The organism is Roseibium polysiphoniae, from assembly GCF_014842925.1.
Lineage (GTDB): Bacteria > Pseudomonadota > Alphaproteobacteria > Rhizobiales > Stappiaceae > Roseibium > Roseibium polysiphoniae.
This window is the reverse complement of the sequence record NZ_JACYXJ010000003.1, coordinates 133,166-150,968: the sequence shown is the minus strand read 5'-3', so window position 1 is coordinate 150,968 and position 17,803 is coordinate 133,166. Positions and strand designations below refer to the sequence as shown.

The 17,803-nt window shown below is 57.9% G+C and carries 14 protein-coding genes; 5 read left to right on the top strand and 9 right to left on the bottom strand.

The window, feature by feature from the left end; all coding sequences use genetic code 11:
* Window positions 1–13 precede the first annotated feature (13 nt).
* The 7 genes from IG617_RS07700 to IG617_RS07670 form a co-directional block, all read right to left on the bottom strand.
* Complete coding sequence (locus IG617_RS07700; protein WP_192108661.1) at window positions 14–1,099, bottom strand: permease; 1,086 nt, start codon at window positions 1,097–1,099, stop codon at window positions 14–16.
* The gene (locus IG617_RS07695; protein ID WP_192108660.1) at window positions 1,096–1,428 is read right to left on the bottom strand and encodes an ArsR/SmtB family transcription factor; all 333 of its coding nucleotides are present in this window, start codon (window positions 1,426–1,428) and stop codon (window positions 1,096–1,098) included. The genes IG617_RS07700 and IG617_RS07695 overlap by 4 nt, the downstream gene beginning before the upstream one ends.
* Window positions 1,429–1,583: 155 nt before the next feature.
* Entirely contained in the window at window positions 1,584–1,973 is a 390-nt protein-coding gene (locus IG617_RS07690; RefSeq protein WP_192108659.1) for a DoxX family protein, read from the bottom strand.
* A gap of 154 nt (window positions 1,974–2,127) precedes the next feature.
* Complete coding sequence (locus IG617_RS07685) at window positions 2,128–3,558, bottom strand: DUF930 domain-containing protein (protein ID WP_192108658.1); 1,431 nt, start codon at window positions 3,556–3,558, stop codon at window positions 2,128–2,130.
* 8 nt (window positions 3,559–3,566) lie between these two features.
* On the bottom strand, window positions 3,567–5,570 hold the full coding sequence (gene rpoD / locus IG617_RS07680) for an RNA polymerase sigma factor RpoD (protein ID WP_192108657.1): 2,004 nt from the start codon (window positions 5,568–5,570) through the stop codon (window positions 3,567–3,569).
* 433 nt (window positions 5,571–6,003) lie between these two features.
* Window positions 6,004–8,001 carry a DNA primase gene (gene dnaG, locus IG617_RS07675; protein ID WP_192108656.1) on the bottom strand — a complete coding sequence of 666 codons (1,998 nt, stop codon included), beginning with the start codon at window positions 7,999–8,001 and terminating at the stop codon, window positions 6,004–6,006.
* A gap of 233 nt (window positions 8,002–8,234) precedes the next feature.
* A complete protein-coding gene (locus IG617_RS07670; RefSeq protein ID WP_192108655.1) occupies window positions 8,235–8,699 on the bottom strand; it encodes a GatB/YqeY domain-containing protein in 465 nt (154 codons plus the stop codon).
* A gap of 243 nt (window positions 8,700–8,942) precedes the next feature.
* Here IG617_RS07670 and carA point away from each other — a divergent pair, with 243 nt between their 5' ends.
* The gene (carA, locus tag IG617_RS07665; protein ID WP_192108654.1) at window positions 8,943–10,124 is read left to right on the top strand and encodes a glutamine-hydrolyzing carbamoyl-phosphate synthase small subunit; all 1,182 of its coding nucleotides are present in this window, start codon (window positions 8,943–8,945) and stop codon (window positions 10,122–10,124) included.
* A 180-nt stretch (window positions 10,125–10,304) separates the two neighbouring features.
* On the opposite strand, the gene IG617_RS07660 is transcribed toward carA, so the two are convergent.
* A complete protein-coding gene (locus IG617_RS07660) occupies window positions 10,305–10,799 on the bottom strand; it encodes a MerR family transcriptional regulator (protein ID WP_209008346.1) in 495 nt (164 codons plus the stop codon).
* A gap of 499 nt (window positions 10,800–11,298) precedes the next feature.
* Window positions 11,299–12,360, bottom strand: a complete 1,062-nt coding sequence (locus IG617_RS07655) for a helix-turn-helix transcriptional regulator (RefSeq protein ID WP_192108653.1) — start codon at window positions 12,358–12,360, stop codon at window positions 11,299–11,301.
* A 488-nt stretch (window positions 12,361–12,848) separates the two neighbouring features.
* Between IG617_RS07655 and IG617_RS07650 the strand changes: the two genes are divergently transcribed.
* From IG617_RS07650 to IG617_RS07635, 4 genes are all read left to right on the top strand, one after another.
* On the top strand, window positions 12,849–13,088 hold the full coding sequence (locus IG617_RS07650) for a helix-turn-helix domain-containing protein (RefSeq protein WP_192108652.1): 240 nt from the start codon (window positions 12,849–12,851) through the stop codon (window positions 13,086–13,088).
* 189 nt (window positions 13,089–13,277) lie between these two features.
* On the top strand, window positions 13,278–16,640 hold the full coding sequence (carB, locus tag IG617_RS07645; RefSeq protein WP_192108651.1) for a carbamoyl-phosphate synthase large subunit: 3,363 nt from the start codon (window positions 13,278–13,280) through the stop codon (window positions 16,638–16,640).
* Window positions 16,641–16,751: 111 nt separating this feature from the next.
* A complete protein-coding gene (gene greA, locus IG617_RS07640) occupies window positions 16,752–17,225 on the top strand; it encodes a transcription elongation factor GreA (RefSeq protein WP_192108650.1) in 474 nt (157 codons plus the stop codon).
* A gap of 87 nt (window positions 17,226–17,312) precedes the next feature.
* Window positions 17,313–17,789, top strand: coding sequence for a hypothetical protein (locus IG617_RS07635; protein WP_192108649.1), 477 nt, complete (start codon window positions 17,313–17,315; stop codon window positions 17,787–17,789).
* The last annotated feature ends 14 nt before the right edge of the window (window positions 17,790–17,803 follow it).

The following is a 17,803-nucleotide window of genomic DNA, read 5'->3' as shown; positions in this document are numbered from 1 at the left end:
AAATCGACTTTCCTCAAACGATCATCTGGAAAATGAGACCAGAGGCAATGGCTCCGAAGAGACCAAGACCGAGATAGGTTGCAAAGACCTGAGGCCGAACCAGCGACCAGACAGCGGCCATGGCCGGGATCGAACTCACGGCACCTGCAATCATGAAGGACATGGCAGCGCCATTGCTCATGCCCTGATCAATCAGGCCTGACAAAAGCGGTGGTGCCACATAGCTGTTGAGATAGGCCGGCATCCCTACAAAGGCAGCAATCACGATCGGCACGAGGCCTTCTCCGCCAACGACCCCGGCAATCAGGCTGGCTGGAACATAAGTCACCAGCAAGGCTTCGAGCACATAGGCCAGCGCCAGCCATTTGGCGAGGAACAGCGCGTTGGCCTTGAGTTCCGACCAGAACTGCGTGGTGCGCTCACTGTCTTTCCAGACGCGCCAGACCGGCTTGCCTGTTGTCTTGGAGGCACCGCAGCAGCTGCCCGATGCAGCAGAGCCGATCCGAACAGGCGAAGCAAACATGCCGCTGCGCATGGCCAGAGCGACCGCAACTCCACCGAAGAGACCGAGGCTGACGGCGATGACGGCCTTGCCGATGGCAAAGGACCAGCCCAGCGCGCCAGCCGTGATCAGGAGCGTTGGCGGATCGATCAGTGGCGAAGACAGCCAGAATGCCATGATCGCCGAGAGCGGTGCACCAACGGCAAGAAGGCCGGCGATGAAGGGAATGACTTCGCAGGAGCAGAACGGCGCCAGTCCACCGAAGAGCGCCGCCATCACGATCGCCTGCCATTCGCGTCCCTCGAACGCCCTGGAGATATGACCTTCCGCACCAGCAGCCTTAAGCCAGGCAATCAGCAGAACGGCAAAGGCGATATAGGGCAGCGTCCCGGCGAAGGCCCGAAGCGCGAAGGAGACCACTTCCACAGTACGCTCCGGATCGAGCGCAAGAACCAGAAGCGGCACCACCACAACAATCGACCAGGGCGTCAGCACCCAGGGCCTCCAGTCGAAACTCGCCTTCTTGCCGCTGCAACAACTCGTTTCCTTCGGTGCGCAGCAGCCGGAGTTTGTTGGAGAAAACTCGGTATCGGTCATGTTTCACTCTCCTTGTTGGAGGCACACCCGTCAGGCATGCACTGCTCGTCGGCGCAGCATTCCTTCATGATGTATCCGGCCAGGCCCTCGAGATGATCAAAGGCGGCTCGGTTGATCACGGCACGGCCGGCTTTTTCCTGAACGATCAGACCGGCAGATGCCAAAAACTTCAGATGATGGGCCAGTGTCGAGGCGGCCATACTGGTTCGGCTCTGGATGTCACCCACGGTCAGCCCTGCCTGGCCGGCCTTGACCAGCGTCAGCAGGACCTCCAGCCGCGCTTCAGAACCAAGGGCTGCAAAGCCCTGACTTGCTTCTTCGATATCCATCAGTCATCCCGACAGGCTTAAATAACTATATTTCTAGTTATATAGTTTTAAGAAGGCGGTCAAGCCAGTTTTCGCGCCGCTGATGCGAAAACAAAAAGAGGCGGTCAAACGACCGCCTCTCCAAGTCAGATCACAAGACAGATGTTCGGCGAGGTTCAGCCGCGCCCGACCATCCGGTCAATGCTGATCGGCCCGCCGCCGGCAGCAGCCAGATAGACAAAGACGAAGGAATAGAGCGCTGCCAGCTCACCGCCATTGATGATCGGATAGAGGCTTTGCGGCGCGTGCGCCAGGAAATAGGCCACAGCCATTGTTCCCGATGCCAGGAATGCCGCCGGGCGCGTGAACAACCCCACCACAAGCAAGGCGCCGCAGACCAGTTCGATCAGACCCGCAGCACCGCCCAGCGTCATGGGATCGACGCCCGACATTTCGGTCTTGGGAAAGCTGAGATACTTCGTTGCGCCATGCTGCAGAAAAAGCAGACCTGACGCGATCCTCAAGGCACTCAGCAAATAGGGGGTAAAGGGCTTGAGAAATGTCATCTTGATACGTCCTTTGAAATCGGAAGAAGTTGCGCGCGTCCAGGAACACCCTATGCACTTGCCGCAGCCTAACACCAAGGAGAAGTTGGCACGGAAACGCCGCAATCATCATGTTTTTACCTAGGAGACATGAGATTGCGAACCCTACCGGGCTCTAGAAATTCGGGAACCCGCGGCGTTGCCATTCTGAGCGTGGAACAGCCCGGCCGATGCCATATCTGAAATTCAGGACACGCGTCGCCCGGTCATCCACCTCGCAGCGAAACGCAAGGTCATACCATTGTCCTGCGGCACGAAATGCGGCGAGGCCGGGCTCCAGCACATTGCCAGCAGGCTGCCGAAACGACGGCAGGGCTTCGGGAGGACGCGCAGGATTGTCTGCCCGAAGCTGGGCGCGCAGCTCGGTCATGCACAAGAGATCCATCCGCTGCGCGCGTGACATGCCCGCCATGGCGGTACGGGTGCGCCCGTTGTTCAGGATCCCGTCGGACAAGAGCCGCCTGACCGGACGTGTCCCAACGCGCCCAGCCCCCGTGCCGCGATTGCCCGAGGCAGCGTTGCTCGTGCTGCGCGCAGACGGTGCGGCAGGCTTTCGGTTCGGCGTCGCGGACGACACGATCCGGCCGACCGTTCCGAAATCTTCCAGCTCCGTGTCAGGTGCCAGTTCCGGTCCGGGGTCAGGCCCGGGATCACCCACAACCTCAGTCTCGGGCTGTTCCTCTTGGCCTTCGTCGGCCTCAGGCACATCTTCTGCCTCTGACTCGCTTTCGGCCTCAGCCTCGCTTTCGGCTTCGGTTTCAGCATCTAAGGTTTCCGACGCGGCGTCCTCGTCTGCCTGCTCAAGTTCAGGCTCCAGCTCCGCATCCGGATCTGCTTCCGGCGTGAGCTCTGCATCGGGCTCACCGGCAGCGTCAGCTTCCTCATCGAGAGCTTCCTGAATTGCTTGTTCCTCAAGGGGCAGCTCTTCGGGAAGTTCATCGCTGGGATCTTCCGGTTCCTCGGCAGCATCACCATCCTGGGCTTCACCGGAACTGCTGTCCTCCTCGCCGAATTCCACAACCGGTTGCAGCACCTCAAGCGGAGCTGGCGCGGGTTCAGTTTCGCTTTCGGCAGGCTCTTCCGGCTCCGGGGCCGGCTCAGGCGGAGGTGGCGGCTCTTCTGCCGCCGGTTCCTGTTCCTGTTCCTCAGGTTCGGGCTCTGGTTCCGGCTCTTCAGGCGTTTCCGGCTCAGGTTCTTCAGGTTCCGGAATTTCCGGTTCAGGTAGTTCCGGTTCAGGGATCTCGGGCTCAGGTGGCGGCACCAGCTCGACCTGGATCGTCCGCGGCTCGGGTTCTGTGGCAACTTCAGGCAGGCTTACGCCGCCGATCAGGACAACTACCAGCCCGAGGTGCAGCAATAGAGAAAGAAGAAGACCCAGACCAAAAAGACTGAGACCGGACCGCCGATCAAGATGCGCAGCCCTTCTCATGCCGGGCAATGGCGCAGCGGTGGACGAAGAAGACTTGTCCTTCGCCTGCCCGCCGGCACCTGCCGACAAAAAACCCGGCGTTGCCGCCGGGTCTTGATGATCAGGATCGCGTGACAAAAGACCCGTCAGCTATCGAGGAACGAGCGCAGCTTGCGCGACCGGCTCGGGTGCTTAAGCTTGCGCAGTGCCTTGGCTTCAATCTGGCGAATACGTTCACGGGTAACCGAGAACTGCTGGCCGACTTCTTCAAGCGTATGGTCCGTGTTCATGCCGATGCCGAAGCGCATGCGAAGCACACGTTCCTCACGCGGCGTGAGGGAAGCCAGAACGCGGGTCGTCGTCTCACGCAGGTTCGACTGAATGGCCGCATCGATCGGCAGAACAGCGTTCTTGTCCTCGATGAAGTCGCCGAGATGTGAATCTTCCTCGTCGCCAATCGGCGTTTCGAGAGAGATCGGCTCCTTGGCGATCTTGAGAACCTTACGGACCTTCTCCAACGGCATCTGCAGCTTTTCAGCCAGCTCTTCCGGGGTCGGTTCGCGACCAATCTCATGCAGCATCTGGCGCGACGTACGAACGATCTTGTTGATCGTTTCGATCATATGCACCGGAATACGGATCGTGCGGGCCTGGTCGGCAATCGAACGGGTGATCGCCTGACGGATCCACCAGGTCGCATAGGTCGAGAACTTGTAACCGCGGCGGTATTCGAACTTGTCGACCGCCTTCATCAGGCCGATGTTGCCTTCCTGAATGAGATCGAGGAACTGCAGGCCACGGTTGGTGTACTTCTTGGCAATGGAAATCACGAGACGCAGGTTGGCCTCGACCATTTCCTTCTTGGCGATACGCGCTTCGCGTTCGCCCTTTTGCACCATGGCAACGATGCGGCGGAATTCGATGATCTCCAGGCCGGTTTCCGTTGCCAGCGTCTGGATTTCCTGCCGCAACTCGCGAACCGTTTCCTTCTCCTTGGCGATGAAGTTCTTCCATCCCCGCGTAGACAGGTTGGCGACCTTGCGCAGCCAGTTCGGGTCGAGTTCCGCACCCTGATACTGCTTCAGGAAGTCGGTCCGGTCGACGTTGTAGCTGTCAGCCAGACGCAGGAGACGGCCTTCGTAGCCCATCAGGCGCTTGTTGATGTCGTAAAGCTGGGCGACCAGAGCATCGATACGATTCTGGTTCAGCGACAGGCTCTTCACGTCAACGATGATCTCGTCCTTGAGCTTCTTGTAGCGACGCTCCTGGGACGGGGACAGGGTCTTGTTGGCAAGCTTGTTTTCAACGAGCTGGTCCTGCAGGCGGCGCAGCTTCTTGTAGCTGTCGGCCACGCGATCAAACGTCTCAAGAACCGTCGGCTTCAGCTCGGCTTCCATCGCGGACAGGGAGACGTTGGACTCGAATTCGTCGTCGTCATCGTCCTCTTCGCTTTCGCCTTCCGTCTGGTTTTCGCCCTCAGCGCCGTCCTTGGTTTCTTCCGCTGCAGGCTTGGCCTCGGAATCTTCCTCGTCGTCGTTGTCTCCCGTTGGGCCGTTCTTGGCGTCCGGACCGGCATACGTCGCTTCAAGGTCGATGATGTCGCGCAGCAGAACCTTGGCTTCGTTCAGCTCGTCGCGCCAGATGATGATCGCCTGGAAAGTCAGTGGGCTTTCGCACAGGCCCGCGATCATGGCCTCGCGGCCAGCCTCGATACGCTTGGCGATCGCGATTTCGCCTTCACGGGAAAGCAGCTCGACCGAGCCCATTTCGCGAAGGTACATGCGAACCGGATCATCGGTGCGGTCGGCAGGTTCCTTGGTCGTGGTTGTCTTGGCCACGGCGCCGGAGCTCACGGCAACCAGATCGCCACCGCCTTCAGCCTCTTCCGAGGCGTTCTCTTCGGCCTCTTCCGCCTCGATGACGTTGATCCCCATGTCGGACAACATGGACATGATGTCTTCGATTTGCTCGGAGGCTACCTTTTCCGAAGGCAGAACTTCATTCAGCTCGTCATAAGTCACATAGCCGCGTTTTTTCGCAGCTTTGATCATTTTCTTGACGGCGGCATCCGACAGGTCGAGCAATGGACCGTCAGGGCCCTCTGCTGGGTTCTCTTGAGTGTCGTCTGCTTGTGTCGCCTTGGCTACCATATTTCGCTCCAGAATCGCGGTCCCGTGGGGCCGCGCCGCGCCTGAATTTCCTACACCCGGACCGCCCCCGGCGCGCAAGCATGTCAGCCGCGCAGCCGCAAGACGGGTAATCATCGATTCGGGTTGTAAGCTGTGTCCCTTAAGTCCCGATTAACCGTGAAATATTTCACGCAGCCTCCAAAATTTGCTGCGCTCGCTTGCACGGCTCCCTCCTCGTAGAAATGCCAAGCATTCCCTGCGAGATTGATCGTATGGATATGCAGCGTCGCATGAGACTATTCGCCGGGGGCTCAGCGGCCCGTCCGTGGCGTATTTGCGCTGCAGAACTTCTATTTAGCTCGACGTTTGTGATTCGCAAGTGTGATTCGGCCTCGGTCAATGGAAAAGCGCCAAAAACTTGCAGCTTTCGTTAAATTCACCGTCTAAAGAAGCTCTATTGACCGGCAGCAAGGGCCTCGGGCGTCGAAAGGTCAGGTTTCTGCGCCACTGCGAGAGGGGACGTAACCTTGATTTTTTTCGCTCTCTCAGCGAGATCCGCCTCGTCCCGGGCGCATTCTTCCCGCCGCCGGCTAAGATCCCGGGTCATTGCCTGAACCCTCATCCAGGTCTCTTCATCAAGGTCGGTCTCGACCGCCTGCATTTCCGTTTCCAGCTCGGCTTCAAGAGCCCTCAGCTCGAGCACATCCAGGAAATGGATGAAGACCGCCTCGATAAAATCTTCTGGTGGATCGGTTTTCAGCAAAGGGAAGCGCTGGATCAACGCCGAAAAACTGCCCGCCTTTTGCCGCGTCTCACGCGGCATGGCCGTCTCCTCGATCACCTCTGACAAGAGCTGATGCAAGGGCTCATCGAAAGAGCGAACGAGCTCGGACACCGGTGTCTCGTCGAGATTGTCGACCAGCCGGCAGAGCGCATCTCGAAAACGTCCGTGAAGCTGCTCGGAAAACAACGCACTGGAAATCCGTTCGAGATGCCGGTCGAGCAGCAGGGGATAGCGGACACACAGTCCGCAGATGAGCCGCTCAGTGCCATACATCGGGCTATCAGGCGCAGAGATCCGGGCCGGGCGCCCGATCGGCAAGGCATCCCCCTGTTCCCGCCCCTTGCCGCCGTACTCACCTTTTTGCTGGCCGCCGCGCCGGGCTTGCTGGAAAAACAGGTTCGACAGCTTGAACTTCAGATCCAGCTGATAGCGCCGCCGGACGCGTTCATCCCGGATGGTTCCGATGAGATCTTCAAAGCGTTTCTCAAGAGCTGCTTTCCGCTCCGGCGTATCCAGCCGGGCAACCGAGATTTCCCGGTCCCAGACGACTTCCGAAAGTGCCTGCGCCGAGGCAATCTCACCTTCGAAGCCCTCAAGCCCCTTCTGCTTGATCAGGTCATCGGGGTCCATGCCGTCCGGCAGGAAGCAGAACTGGAATGAAAAGCCGCTCTTGAGCACCGGGAAGATCCGGTCGATCGCGCGGTGGGCCGCGGACACGCCAGCAACATCGCCGTCGAAGCAAACCACCGGCTCATTCGCGAACTTCCACAGCCGCATCACCTGCTCTTCGGTGAACGCCGTACCGAGGGTCGCCACGACGTGATGAACACCCGCCTGCCACAGCGCAATCGCATCGAGGTAACCTTCAACGACCACCGCCTGACCGGACTTGAAGGCCGGTTCACGCGCCCGATGGGCGTTGAAGAGCATTACTCCCTTGTGAAAGAGCGGGGTCTCCGGTGAGTTGAGATATTTCGGTTGACCTTCAGGATTGAGAGTACGTCCGCCGAAGGCGACGACCCGGCCACGCTCATCCTGGATCGGGATCATCAGCCGGCCGCGGAACCGATCATAACAAGGTCGCCCGTCCTCGGGTTTGATCACGAGGCCTGCTTCGATCATCGCGCCTTCAGACACGCCTTTTTCGGCAAGATACTTCTTGAGCGCATCCCGGCTTTCAGGCGCAAATCCAAATCGGAACTCAGCCAGCGTTTCTGCAGAGAGCCCGCGCTTTTGAGTGTAGGCGCGCGCTTGCACACCCCGAGGACCGGCATATTCGCCCTGGAAGAACCGGGCGGCCATTTCGCAGACATCGGCCAAACTGGCGCGCTTTTGTTCGCGCCGCGCTGCCTGAGGATCGGGAGCCGGCAAAGGCACCCCTGCCTGTTCGGCCAAACGCTCCACGGCTTCGGGAAAGCTCAGGCCCTCCGTTTCCGTGACGAAGCGGAAGTGATCGCCAGAGGCCCCGCAGCCAAAGCACTTGTAGCGGTTGCGCCGGTCATCGACGTGAAAACTGGGGCTTTTCTCTTGATGAAACGGACAGCAGGCCCAATAGTCTCCCTTGCCCGGCTGGGTCTTGCGGCGATCCCACGTGACCTTGCGCCCGACCAGATCGGACAGGGTCAGGCGAGCTCTAATTTCATCAAGAAGGCGGTTGTCGAAGCGCATCAAGTTGCCGGACGGCCCGGTTGCGGGCCTTTGGGTTCAAGGAACACATCCCAGACGTCTCACAATGAGCGCCTGAGCATGAGCGCATCAAACTGCGCCAGTCAGTTACAATAACAGGGAACCAACGTTCATATCCACTGCCGTTCACGCGCGCCAGCAGTGAGCAGCGCCTAGCAGTGGAGACTGTTGGATAAAGTCATCAGCCCATCTCACCGGTAAAGGTGATCGGGCCGTTAGTCCTTGCTCTCGCTGCGAAGAAGACCTTTGACCAGGCAGGACGCCTGGACGAAGTCCATCTTGCCCGGGTAGCGGGCTTTCAGCTCGGACATGCAGCGGCCGATATCACGCAATCCCTGAGCGTCGATGTCCTTCACGGTCTCTTCGCACAAAGCCATCATTTCTTCTCCGCCGATCTGCACCGGCAGGAACTCGCGAATGATCTGGGCTTCCGTGCGCTCCTGCTCGGCCAGTTCAAGCTGCCCGTCTTCTTCAAACTCGCGAGCGGAAACGTCGCGCTGACGCACCATCTTCTGCAGGATATCGAGCACCTCGGCCTCGGCAACGCCGTCACGACCGTTCTCGCGAGCGCTTGCATCACGGTCTTTTATTGCGGCCTGCACAAGTCGCAAGGTCGCCAGGCGGCGCTTGTCTCCCGACGTCTGCGCCTCCTTCAGGGCAGTTCCAATCAATTCGCGCATAGTTCAAACCCCGCCCCGGAACAATCGCCCGACAATAGTGCGCATTCACCGAGCCTGCAACCCACACACAAGCAAGCTATTGAATAGTAAGGGTTTATTTTCAGGTCATCAATGTTGACGATTCTACCTGCTTCCCATAGAGTCCGGCGCTTAATGCAGACGGCATTCTGTCGGGATTGATCCCCGCGCGCTCTAGCCTTACCTGCAGCGCATGATGTCACCAACAACACCTGGAAACAAGACATGACGACTGCCGACGCATGGGCAATGAAACCTGCGACCGCCCTCCTTGTACTCGCCGATGGAAGTGTCATCGAGGGTGAAGGCCTTGGAGCCACCGGCGAAGCGGTCGGCGAGGTTTGCTTCAACACCGCAATTACCGGCTATCAGGAGATCCTGACGGACCCGTCCTACGCTGGCCAGATCATCACATTTACATTCCCCCACATCGGCAACGTCGGCGCCAACGACGAAGATGTCGAAACGGTGGATATGTCATCGAAGACCGGCATTCGCGGCTGCGTTTTGAGCGCCAGCGTCACGGATCCGTCGAACTATCGTTCGGCGCGGCACCTTGACCAATGGCTCAAGGACCGCGGCCTGATCGGCATTTCGGGCGTCGACACGCGTGCCCTGACCGCGCTGATCCGCGAAAAAGGCATGCCCCACGCGGTCATCGCCTATTCGCCGGACGGCAAATTCGACGTCGAGGCCTTGAAGAAAAAGGCCGCCGCATGGCCCGGGCTTGAAGGCATGGACCTTGCTAAGGACGTGACCGCCGCCGAGGCGCACGATTGGTCCGAAACGCCCTGGAAATGGGACGAAGGATATGGCGCCGCCGGACAGTCCGAGTTCAACGTGGTTGCGCTTGATTTTGGCGTGAAGCGGAACATCCTCCGCCTGCTCACGGAAGCTGGCTGCAATGTCACCGTGCTTCCCGCGAACGCAACTGCCGAAGAGATCCTGTCTCACAAGCCTGACGGACTGTTCCTGTCAAATGGCCCTGGAGACCCGGCGGCAACAGGCGAATATGCCACCAAGGCGATCAAAAGCGTGATCGATGCAGGCATTCCGACCTTTGGCATTTGCCTTGGCCACCAGATCCTGGCCCTGGCGCTCGGAGGCAAGACCGTCAAGATGCACCAGGGGCATCACGGCGCCAACCATCCGGTGCATGACCACACCACGGGCAAGGTCGAGATCACGTCCATGAACCATGGCTTCGCGGTGGATACCGAGAGCCTGCCCGAAAGCGTGGAAGAGACTCATGTCTCGCTGTTCGACGGCTCCAACTGTGGCCTGAAGCTGAAAGGCAAGCCTGTCTTTTCGGTTCAGTACCACCCGGAAGCATCGCCCGGTCCGCGAGACAGCAACTACCTCTTCAAGCGCTTCACCGACTACATGCGCGACGCAAAGGCCGCCTGACGCAAGACGTCGCGCCTGCGCATCTGAAAACGAAAAAGCCCGGCCTCACAGAGGCCGGGCTTTTTCATAGTGCTGACGGCATCGAAAACCTGGCAAGCGGCAGTCTTCCGGCATCTTTGAATGACAAGATGCCAGACAGCCTGAAAGTTCCCGAATGCCTAGCTGTCCGCCAGTGTTTGATCAGCCAGTGACAACCAGCGTGTCCAGAGCATCGAGGACACCTTCGACCTCGGCCACCTGTTCATCCAGCATCGCCTTCTGTTCGCGCAGAATTTGCTGCTGACCCTGACAGATGGATTGCAGTTCGGCGAACTGTTCCAAACGCGGAGCACTGCTTTCAACCAGCTTGATGACACGGCGGATTTCCGCGAGCGTCAACCCGATTTTCTTGGCTTGAAGGATCACCCGCATCCGGCCGATGTCGCGCGCGCCATAAAAGCGGCGAGCCCCTTTTCGAACCGGGTTGAGCAATCCTTTTTCTTCATAGAAGCGAAGCGTACGAAGCGTCACCTCGAAAAGATCTGACATTTCAGAAATAGCCAGAACCTGGCTTTCTGAATTTTCGTCCTGAACAGGTCCCGCTATGTCAGGCACGACGACCATGTTCGTTGCTACACTATTCATTATTTCTTGCCCGATTTTTAGTTTTGTTTTGTGTTCGCCGGCATGCCACAAACATCCTGACGCTGCGACCCACCTTCGCCGCGCAGGTACCCACTAAGCTTGCAACACAAAACCAGCTCCACCCCTTCGACCTTGAGCGGTCTAGAAAGTGAATCTGGCCGAAACCCGTCTTCACACATCTTTTAGTATGCCATCAAGAACGCACGTTGTGGTTCTCAATCCGCGCCATTTTTTGTGCTTTTCGTTCGAAAAGTCAAAAAACTCCACGTGAGATCATAATATTCTCTTCCCCAGATCAAATCATAGAGTTAGATATTCGCTTATCACAACCTTTTTTAATACAAAGCAACTTACCGGAACAACACTTTGTATTAATTATCGATAATCTAAACATCGATTCTACGGAATTTCCGGTCGTGAATATTCGAAATGAAACCGATGAATTCGAGAAATTTAATTCTTGAATTTTCTATTCCGAATTTAATCATTACTCGTAGTTATACGGTTTAAAAATGTATACTGATATTAATCACAAGTAATGAGAATAGAACTAGGATTTCTTCATCGTTGAACGCAGGAACTCTGGCACCACGGCTTCTTGCTGTCGCCATTGTTTGGGCGGCAGGCCAAACCATCGTTTCGCCGCCCGCGTGAAATTGCCGGTCGCGGAAAAACCAACACGATAGGCAATCTCCGATATCGGCGCGCCGGTGTTGCGCAGCAGCTCGCTCGCCAGATCCCGACGCATCCGATCGTGAATTTCCTGAAAGGTGGTTCCGTTCTCCGCAAGCCGGCGCTGAAGCACCCTGCCGCTCATGCCGAGGTCACGTGCGACCAGCTCGAGACTGAGATCGGCCGAAGCAATTCTATGAACGACCACATCCTGAACCAGAGCGGCCAGATCGCCCTGCTTGCGCGTGTCTGCAAGCCTGCGCTCACAGAGTTCGATCAGCGCCTCAAACATCTCTCCATCATATCCGGGGTTGGATTGTGTGAGCTGCTCACGCGAAAAGATGATCTTGTTGATGTCCGAACCGAATTTCACCGGCCCACCCAACATCTGGCGATAGAGCGATGAATTCTTCGGCTGCTCCCTCCGCATGCTGGCTTCCAGAGGCGATGACGATGCACCGGCAAAGCCTGTCAGGAACCTTTGCGCGACAATGCTCGCAAACCGGTCAGTGAGCTGCTCAGGTTTGACCACAAGCGGGGAATAGTCCCAGCAATAGTAAACAGTGTCTTTTTCAATCACCACGTCGCAAACGCTCAAGTCGATTGCGATGCTGGCAAACCTCGACATGATCTTCAGAGCTTCAAGTGGCGACGGCGCAAATCGCGCGGCCAACGCCATCTGCTTCATGCCACCGGCCGGATCCACACTGGTCCAGTTCAGAGACAAATATGGATCATTGAGCAGACTGGAAACGCGTTCCAGGAACTGTGAGTATTCGACGAGGGAGATATAGCGCGTTGACCATTCTTCTGGCGGACCGAGCGTCAGTCCATACTCAAGCGCAAGCGCCTGGAGGTCATAGCCCAGCGACGCCAGGTATTTTTCCAATCCCCCAACGACGCTCCCATGTATCCGAATGTTCTCTAGACTTCCGCTCAATTCCATATCCTGTGCGGGCGCTGCACTGCATTTCTTGGCTCAGCCTGATGACGTAATTTTCAGGTCAAAACCGCTCTCCAAAGGTGTCGGCTCAGAACTCCTCGCAAGCGGCATTGCCGGGCAAGCGGGCCGCGTTATACCCCAATTGTGGCGACGACGTGAGGCGCAACACACAAAACCTGCCAGTCATTTGAACCTATGGTTATCACTCAAACACTTGAGTAATAAGCTTTATTGTAAATTTTAACTATTCATATATTCAACAGGCATCGGCAATTGTGGCACTAGGTGCACGTAAAGATTGACAATCAAGGCGGTTCAAGATTGTTCTTGCGCGGTCTCGGCCCAAGGGACGGCGACAAAGGCCAGCATGAAAAGCTGGCGCCAAAACTGGCAAACTTGGGCGAACTGAAGTTAGATGCCTAAATAGTGAAAATGAACGCGCTCTGAAGATGACAGACCGAAATTCCAAAACAAAAGGCCCCGTAATGAGCCCCGACCAATTCAGGGACTGGCGTCGGTCTCTTGGACTGAAGCAAAAAGACGCAGCCGAGCAACTCGGGCTGAAGAAGCGCATGATCCAGTATTATGAAAAGGGCAATCGGGACGGACGTGCGGTCGAGATTCCAAAATCGATTCGTCTTGCCTGCTATGCGCTTTCATCCGGCATTGATGACTTCAACGGAGAAGAAGTCCTCTCCCAGATGCCTGGAAAAGAAACCTCCTGAACGAGGTTTCGAACATTATTTTCACCTAGATGCCCGAACGCGGGCTAAAACAGGCAAATAAGCTGATACGCGGGGTTTCCTCATGATCGGCTTTTGCCTATAAGACGCGCTCAGCCGACATTGACATTCATCATGGAACGAGCCACCCGACAGGTGCCCCCTGTGCGGAAGCGGCCGCTGCGAGCCCCGATGCCAAAACGTACTGACATCTCCTCCATTCTCATCATTGGCGCCGGACCGATTGTTATCGGTCAGGCCTGTGAGTTCGACTACTCGGGGACACAGGCGTGCAAGGCGCTTCGAGAAGAAGGCTTCCGCATCGTTCTCGTGAACTCGAACCCGGCGACGATCATGACCGATCCGGATCTGGCCGATGCAACCTACATCGAGCCGATCACGCCGGAAATCGTCGCCAAGATCATCGAGAAGGAACGCCCCGACGCGCTCCTGCCGACCATGGGCGGCCAGACTGCGCTGAACTGCGCGCTCGATCTGGAAGAAATGGGCGTTCTGGAGAAATACGGCGTTGAGATGATCGGCGCACGCGCTGAGGTGATTGAGAAGGCTGAAGATCGCGAAAAGTTCCGCGCAGCGATGGACGCCATCGGTTTGGAAAACCCGCGCGCCGCGATTGCCTCCTCTCCCGCCATTCGCAACGAGCAAGGAAAGATCACTGGATACGATCGCGCGACAGGCTTCATGGAGGCCATGAAGGCAATCGATGACATTGGTCTGCCGGCGATCATTCGCCCGGCCTTCACCATGGGCGGCACCGGTGGCGGCGTCGCCTACAACCGCGAAGAATTTGAAACCATCGCGCGTTCTGGCCTCGATGCCTCGCCCAATGGCCAGATCCTGATCGATGAGAGCCTGCTCGGCTGGAAGGAATATGAGATGGAGGTCGTCCGCGACAAGGCGGACAACTGCATCATCATTTGCTCGATCGAGAACGTGGATCCGATGGGTGTCCACACCGGGGATTCCATCACTGTCGCACCAGCGCTGACGCTGACCGACAAGGAATACCAGATCATGCGCGACGCCTCGATTGCAGTGCTGCGCGAGATCGGTGTTGAAACCGGCGGGTCCAATGTTCAGTTCGCCGTCAATCCGGACGATGGCCGGCTTGTCGTGATCGAAATGAACCCGCGCGTGTCACGCTCCTCGGCACTCGCTTCCAAGGCCACCGGCTTTCCGATCGCAAAGATCGCCGCAAAACTCGCGATCGGATACACGCTGGATGAGCTTGAGAACGACATCACCGGCGGCGCGACCCCGGCTTCGTTCGAACCGTCCATCGACTACGTTGTCACCAAGATCCCGCGTTTTGCCTTCGAAAAATTCCCAGGCTCCGAACCGACCCTGACGACTGCCATGAAATCGGTCGGCGAAGTCATGGCCATCGGCCGGAACTTCCAGGAAAGCCTGCAGAAGGCCCTGCGCGGTCTGGAAACCGGCCTCAACGGTCTCGATGAGACCGAAATTCCAGGGCTGGGCCAGGGCGACGACACGAACGCCATCCGCGCGGCGATCTCGACCCCGACGCCTGAACGCCTGCTCCATGTCGCACAGGCCATGCGTCTTGGCATGAGTCTGGCGGACATCTACAGCGCCTGCGCGATCAATCCCTGGTTCCTCGAGCAGATGCATCAGATCGTCGAGATGGAAGCCAAGATCCGCGAACACGGTCTGCCGCAGACCACCGAGATGTTGCGCAAGCTGAAGTCCATGGGCTTCTCGGACACGCGCCTGGCAACACTGTCGGACAGCGATCAGAAGGACATCGCCAAGCTCCGCGCGAGCCTGAACGTCCACCCGGTTTACAAGCGCATCGACACCTGCGCGGCCGAGTTCGCGTCGCCGACGGCCTATATGTACTCCACCTATGAAGCCCCCTTCATGGGAACGCCCGCGTGTGAGGCCAATCCGAGCGACGCCAAGAAGGTCATCATTCTTGGTGGCGGCCCCAACCGGATCGGTCAGGGCATTGAGTTCGACTACTGCTGCTGTCACGCCGCCTTTGCGTTGAACGACGCCGGCTATGAAACGATCATGGTGAACTGCAATCCAGAGACCGTTTCGACCGACTATGACACCTCCGACCGTCTCTATTTTGAGCCGCTCACCGCGGAAGACGTTCTGGAGATCATCCGCAAGGAACAGGAGAACGGCACGCTCCATGGCGTCATCGTCCAGTTCGGCGGCCAGACACCACTGAAGCTTGCGCAAACTCTGGTGCAAGCCGGAGTCCCGATCCTCGGCACCTCTCCGGACATGATCGATCTCGCGGAAGATCGCGACCGTTTCCAGAAGCTGCTGATCAAGCTTGATCTCAAGCAGCCGGAAAACGGCATCGCCTATTCCGTTGAGCAGGGGCGTCTGATCGCAGGTCAGCTCGGCCTGCCCCTGGTCGTTCGTCCGTCCTACGTTCTGGGTGGCCGCGCAATGCAGATCATTCGCGACGAGGAAGCGCTCAACTCTTATCTGCTCGGCACGCTGCCAGAGCTGGTTCCTGCAGAAGTGCGCGCCAAGTACCCGAATGACAAGACGGGCCAGATCAACACGGTTCTGGGCACCAACCCGCTTCTCTTTGACCGCTATCTGGAAGGCGCCATCGAGGTGGATGTCGACGCCCTTTGCGACGGCAAGGACGTCTTCGTCTGCGGCATCATGGAGCACATCGAGGAAGCCGGCATTCACTCCGGCGACAGCGCCTGTTCGCTGCCACCTTTCTCCCTGTCCGATGAGCTGATCGCGGAACTCAAGCGTCAGACCAAAGCCATGGCGCTCGCGCTCGAGGTCGGCGGATTGATGAATGTCCAGTACGCCATCAAGGATGGCGAGATCTACGTGCTTGAGGTCAACCCGCGCGCATCGCGGACCGTTCCGTTTGTTGCCAAGACAATCGGTGACCCGGTCGCCAAGATCGCAAGCCGCATCATGGCGGGCGAAAACCTCGCCTCCTTCGGCCTGAGCGAGAAAAAACTCCAGCATGTTGCTGTGAAAGAGGCGGTCTTCCCGTTTGCGCGCTTCCCCGGTGTCGACACGATCCTCGGCCCTGAAATGCGCTCGACCGGTGAGGTCATGGGCCTGAATGGTGCTTTTTCCACTGCTTTCGCCAAATCGCAAATTGCCTGTGGCACCGGCGTGCCGGAGGAAGGAACCGTTTTCGTTTCCATGCGTGACCAGGACAAGAGCGCCGTTGTGGAAGCCGTCCGGTCTCTCGAAGGCTCTGGCTTCAAAATCATCGCGACCTCAGGAACGCAAAAGTTCCTTGAGGAACAAGGGATTGCATGTTCGAAGATCAACAAGGTCCTCGAAGGTCGCCCCCACATCGTTGATGCCATCAAGAACGGCGAGGTCCAGCTGGTTTTCAACACGACGGAAGGGGCTCAAGCCCTGGCAGATAGCCGCTCCATGCGCCGTGCTGCCCTGTTGAACAAGGTGCCCTACTACACGACTCTTGCTGGTTCCGTGGCTGCGGCCAAGGGCATCGTTGCCTACAAGTCCGGCAGTCTTGAAGTGAGACCTTTGCAATCCTACTTCGCCTGAGGTTAGTATCATTCTGTTCCGACCGGGAAAGGGCTCCTTTCCCGGTCGGGTTGTTTTTATGACAGACGGTCCTCACGAGGGGGGACCCAATAAGCTGAAGGTCTGAGACCAATGGAAAAAGTTCCGATGACCTCCGCCGGCTACGCGATGCTTCAGGTCGAACTGAAAGAACGCACGTCGGTCGAGCGCCCGCGTATCGTTGATGCGATCGCTGAGGCACGCGCCCATGGCGACCTTTCGGAAAATGCCGAATACCATGCCGCCAAGGAAGCGCAGAGCCACAATGAGGGTCGGATCGCCGAGTTGGAAGACAAGCTCTCGCGTGCTGAGGTCATCGATGTGACCAAGCTCTCGGGCGACGTCGTCAAATTTGGTGCGACCGTGTCACTGATCGACGAAGACACCGAGGAAGAAAAGCAATACATGATCGTCGGCGACGTTGAGTCCGACGTGAAGCAGAGCAAGATCTCGATCTCCTCTCCGATTGCACGTGCCCTCATCGGCAAGACAGTTGGCGACAGCGTTGAAGTTGCCGCACCTGGCGGAGCCCGCTCCTACGAGATCGTCGACGTCAAGTTTATCTGACACCGACCACCCTTCCCTTCTCCGGTTTGACCTTGCGAGACTTCGGGCTAGACTGCCCGATGTAACGCATCTCTGCCGGGGAACGGGATGGACATCTTCATAACAATAAGTTTCATCCTGATCGCGCTCGCAGTTCCTCTGTGGGGCTATCGCATCCTTGCGGCTTCCAGGCTGCAAGAGCGCGAGCGTTCAATCCTGCGCAGACTGATCGCCCGGCAGGAAAACGCCATCGCGTTTGCGACGCGGATCTTCGGATTTCTCGTGGTGCTGGCAGGCTGTGTTTTCGCGCTGCTCTACGTTCTCGCCTACTTCAAACATGGTCAGGTGCGCCCCCTGACCTTTCGCGACGCCTTTCACCAGCGCTTCTACTCGGGCTTCAACAGCGTCGATCCCTATATCGACATGATGCTCTATGATCAGATCATGCCGATCATGATGCTCCTGACCGCGCTCCTGCTGTCGGTCAGCTTCACCCTGGTGATGACGGCCTTGCGCGATATTCGGCTGATCCGCCGCTTGCGGCAAAAGCTCAGCCGCTTGCGCCAGCGCCTTTCGATGGTGTGATTTTTCGTCAGCCC

Bases quoted from the DNA above. Each gene is read 5' to 3' on its own strand.
- carA (WP_192108654.1), top strand. From the start codon at position 8,943: ATGACGACTGCCGACGCATGGGCAATGAAACCTGCGACCGCCCTCCTT.
- dnaG (WP_192108656.1), bottom strand. From the start codon at position 8,001: ATGCGCTTCGACAACCGCCTTCTTGATGAAATTAGAGCTCGCCTGACC.
- IG617_RS07635 (WP_192108649.1), top strand. From the start codon at position 17,313: ATGGACATCTTCATAACAATAAGTTTCATCCTGATCGCGCTCGCAGTT.
- greA (WP_192108650.1), top strand. From the start codon at position 16,752: ATGGAAAAAGTTCCGATGACCTCCGCCGGCTACGCGATGCTTCAGGTC.
- rpoD (WP_192108657.1), bottom strand. From the start codon at position 5,570: ATGGTAGCCAAGGCGACACAAGCAGACGACACTCAAGAGAACCCAGCA.
- carB (WP_192108651.1), top strand. From the start codon at position 13,278: ATGCCAAAACGTACTGACATCTCCTCCATTCTCATCATTGGCGCCGGA.
- IG617_RS07690 (WP_192108659.1), bottom strand. From the start codon at position 1,973: ATGACATTTCTCAAGCCCTTTACCCCCTATTTGCTGAGTGCCTTGAGG.
- IG617_RS07670 (WP_192108655.1), bottom strand. From the start codon at position 8,699: ATGCGCGAATTGATTGGAACTGCCCTGAAGGAGGCGCAGACGTCGGGA.
- IG617_RS07650 (WP_192108652.1), top strand. From the start codon at position 12,849: ATGAGCCCCGACCAATTCAGGGACTGGCGTCGGTCTCTTGGACTGAAG.
- IG617_RS07700 (WP_192108661.1), bottom strand. From the start codon at position 1,099: ATGACCGATACCGAGTTTTCTCCAACAAACTCCGGCTGCTGCGCACCG.
- IG617_RS07695 (WP_192108660.1), bottom strand. From the start codon at position 1,428: ATGGATATCGAAGAAGCAAGTCAGGGCTTTGCAGCCCTTGGTTCTGAA.